The 4086-nt window shown below is 70.4% G+C and carries 2 protein-coding genes and 1 pseudogene; all 3 read right to left on the bottom strand.

The window, feature by feature from the left end; genetic code table 11:
• Window positions 1-86: 86 nt before the first annotated feature.
• Window positions 87-638 carry a hypothetical protein gene (locus AC1DE0_RS22380; protein WP_478105835.1) on the bottom strand — a complete coding sequence of 184 codons (552 nt, stop codon included), beginning with the start codon at window positions 636-638 and terminating at the stop codon, window positions 87-89.
• Window positions 639-999: 361 nt separating this feature from the next.
• A pseudogene (locus AC1DE0_RS22375) lies at window positions 1000-1984 on the bottom strand (IS481 family transposase); the annotation flags it as partial.
• A gap of 185 nt (window positions 1985-2169) precedes the next feature.
• A complete protein-coding gene (locus tag AC1DE0_RS22370) occupies window positions 2170-4065 on the bottom strand; it encodes an IS481 family transposase (RefSeq protein WP_478105837.1) in 1896 nt (631 codons plus the stop codon).
• Window positions 4066-4086: the final 21 nt, after the last annotated feature.

Here is a 4086-nt window from a genome sequence, read left to right as displayed (position 1 = left end):
CACCTGATGTGCGACACCAGGGCTAGAAAAGTAGGGGTCGATCCGTGGTCGACTGCTGGCCATCGTAGGCCCGTCGTGTTGCTCGACTACTCGTTCGAGGCTCGCGGGTGGAACGCCTTGACGTTCCGCACCGGCAGCGTGGTGGTCCGCGACAGGGTCCACGGGTCGCCTTGGCCAAGCTCGATGGTCAGGGTGGTCTCGGACACGTGCACGGTGACGATCTGGCCCGCGTGCTCGCGGCCGAGGTTGACCCGTTGCCGACAGACCAGGATCACACCGGTGCTGGCCGCCCGGCGCTGCACGGTGACCGGCTCACTCAACGGGCGAGGAGGTGGCCCGGCACGGCGGGCCCCACGCAGCCGCAACACCTGCTCGCGGGTCAGCGGGTTCGGCCGGGCCCGCAGCAGCGCCCGGGTGTCCGGGTCGAAGAACTGCAGCACGTTCGCATCGATCCGGACACCGACCTGCCGCCCGGCCAGGATCTCAGCGGCCAGCACCCGGTGCGGTCCGAGCGCCACCAGCCCGGTCCGGCTGACTASCCGCTCGACCTCGATCGCCTCGCCCTGCTCCGGGCGAGGTACCGGCGAGGGGCCCGCAGGCGCCGCGCCGTTGGCCCGCAACCGGCTCAGGTCAGCCACGCTCAGCTGGGAGCGGACCGTCTTGACCCGGGAGGCGCCCACACTCAGGTGCACCACGTCGCAGTCACCCACACCCGCACCGTGCGCCCGGCATGCGCCGGGCCCAGCCACAGCTGCTGCGGGCCCAGCTTCATGTTCCCCGACGGCGGCACGACCAGGTCCAGCTCGACCGCATCGGCATCCCCCGGCCGAGGGTCGAACGGACCCACCCCGTCCTGGGCGTCGTTGACGTCGACGACCTCGATGCTCGACGGGTCGGGACCCGCAACCCCCACCGGGGCTGCGGACACCCCCTCCGACACCCCTTCCGACACCCCTTCTGACACCCCTTCTGACACCCCTTCTGACACGGCGGTCAGGGATGCTGGCAGCCACAGCTCGAGGACCTCACGGTCCGCCTGCGCCACCGCGGCGAACCGGTCCGACGGGGTCACCGGGACCTTCTCGTCCAACGCCTGGTGCGGCCGGTTCGTGTTGTACTCGGCCACCCACGCATCGACCGCCGCCTGCGCCTCCTCGACGCTGGTGAACGGGCCCGCCTCAGCCAGGAACTCCGGACGGAACGTGCCGTGGAACCGCTCCACCTTCCCGTTCTGGTTCGGTGACGCCGGCCGCGTGAGCCGATGCGTGATCCCGTTACGGCGGCAGATCCTGTCGAACAACACCTCCCCGCCACCGCTGAACCGGCCGGTGAACTGCTTGCCGTTGTCCGTGATCACCTCCTGCGGCACCCCGAACCGGGACAGCGCCTGCGCGAACGCCAGGCACACCGCCCGCGAGGTGGCCCGCTCGATGACATGGGCCAGCACRCAGAACCTCGAATGGTCATCCACCCCCGTCACGAGCTTCGCGTCCCGCACCACCCCGGTGGCCACGTCGACCAACTGGATCCCGCCGACGATGTCGATCCCYCACAGCTGCATCGGCCCCGGACGCTCGAACCGCACATACGCGCTCTTCGGCTTCTTCCGCGGCCGGGTCCGCAGCAGGCCCTGCCGGATCAAGATCCGATCGATCGTGCGCTCCGCCGGCACGCTCACCCCCTCCACGGGGTGACGCATCAACTCCATCCGGATCCGACGCGACCCCCACCGCGGATGCTTCCGACGCATCTCCACGACCGCGGCCTCGACCACCGAAGCCACCTGCTGCGGACACGACACCGGCCGGTGCGACCGGTCCGCCAAGCCCGCCAGCTGATCGGTCAGGTACCGACCGACCCATCGGTGCACGCTCGAGCGATGCACCCCACACCTGGCCGCGACCTCGGTGACATCCGCACCGCCCAACACCGCCCGGACCGCGTCCAACCGCTGCTCGATGACAGACAAGACAACCAGTGCCAATCCCGGCCTCCTCGAGTCCGGACGCCCCACGGAGACGCCCGAACCCACGGTGCCGAACCACGCCCCTGTCGCACATCACCTGACGGACCCTCGCGCATCACCTGACGGAGGACAGCCTTCGGAGTTGGTGTCTTGACTCATCTGATGCTTGACGGAGTTGTGTCACCTGATGCTTGACACTCCGGCTAGGAAACTGAGTTAGCGGTCCGTGGCCGCTGGCCCTTGATGCTACGCACGGGCTTGGTGCTGGTTCGGCGGAAGACGCGGGTCTCGCCGTCGGTCTCGACCGCGAGGGTGGCTTCGGCGACATGGACGGTGACGGTGTGGTGGGCGTGGGCCCGGCCGATGGCGATCTTCTGCCCGGCGACCATGATCACTCCTTCGGTCGAGGCGCGCCGTTGCACGGTGACCGGCTCGGTCGAGGGCCGTAGCGCAGGCCCGGCCGGGCGGACCCCGCGCAGGCCTCGCAGCTGCTCGGGCGGGATCGGGTTGGGTCTGGTGCGCAGCAGCTCGCGGGTGTCCAGGTCGAAGGCCATCAAGGTGGTGTCCTCGATCCGGATCCCGACCTGCCGGCCGCCGAGGATCTCGGCGATCAGGACCTTGCGCCCGGCCAGGTTGATGGTGCCGAAGCGGGAAACGGCACGCTCGAGCTCGACGACCCCGTCGGGCTCGGACGAGGCCGGCAGCGGCGGAGCGCCGGCCGGACTGGCGCCCTGGGCGGCAAGGATGGCCAGGTCGTTGACGCTCAGGTGCGAGCGGACCGTCTTGACGCGGGTGCCGCCGATGGACAGGTGGATCATGTCGCAGTCGATCCAGAACCTGACGACCTGACCCACCCGAGCCGGGCCGAGCCAGAACTGCTGCCCACGGATCGCCAGGTTCCCCGACGGCCCCACGACCCGCTCGAGCTCGACTGCGTCACCGGGCTGCCGCGCCGTCACGGATGCTGAAGGTTCCTGCTGCATCACGGGATGGCCTGTCATGCAAAGGTCTTCGTCCTGCGGTACTGACGGGCCCGACGGATGGTCCATCAGCTGCTCGATGACCGCGACGGGCTCGATGACTGGGGGCAGCCACAACGGCAGCACCGCGCGCTGCTCGGCGGGCACGGGGGCGAACCGCTCCGCGGGCGTCACCGGCACCTTCTCGTCAAGGGCTTGGTGTGGCCGGTCGGTGTTGTACTCGTTCACCCACGCGTCGACCGCGGCCTGCGCCTGCTCGACCGAGGTGAACGGGCCCGCCTCGTCGAGGAAGTCCGGCCGGAACGTGCCGTGGAACCGCTCCACCTTCCCGTTCTGGTTCGGCGAGGCCGGCGCCGTCAGGCGGTGCCGGATCCCGTTGCGGCGACAGATCTTGTCGAACAACACCTCCCCGTTGCGGGGCCCGTGAGTGCCGAACCGGTCGGTGAACTGCCTCCCGTTGTCGGTGATCACCTCCTCGGGGACGCCATATCGGGCCAGCGCCTGCGCGAACGCCAGACACACCGCCCGGCCGGTGGCCCGCTCCACCACCTGAGCCATCACGCAGTACCGCGAGTGATCATCGACCCCGGTGACGATCTTCGCCTCCCGCACCACCCCGGTCGCCACGTCGACCAGCCGGATCCCGCCGACGATGTCGATCCCCCACAGCTGCATCGGCCCCGGCCGCTCGAACCGCACGTACGAGTCCCGAGGACGCTTCCGCGGCCGCGGCGTCACCAGGTCCTTGCGCCGCAGGATCCGGTTGATCGTCGCCGTCGACGGCACCGTCACCCCAGTCACACCCTCGCCCGACCACGGACCCGGCGCCCGCAACAGCTCCATCCGGATCCGCTTCGCGCCCCACCGCGGATGCTCCCGGCGCAGCTCGACCACCCGCACCTCCACCGACCCGGGCGTCTGGTGCTTGCACCCCGCCGGCCGGTGCGACCGGTCCGCCAGCCCCGCGACCCCCTCGAGCAGGTACCTGCCCACCCACGTGTGCACGCTCTGACGCGACACCCCGGCCTGGGCGGCCACCTCGGTGACCCTCGCCCCCGCCAGCACCGCCCGCACCGCGTCCAGCCGCAGCTCGACCACCGACATCACTACCAGTGCCAATCCCGGCCTCCCTGCCTCGAC

It is taken from the genome of Terrabacter sp. 05T424 (assembly GCF_056396225.1).
The sequence above is the reverse complement of the archived record's forward strand: the minus strand, read 5'-3'. Positions and strand labels throughout refer to the sequence as shown.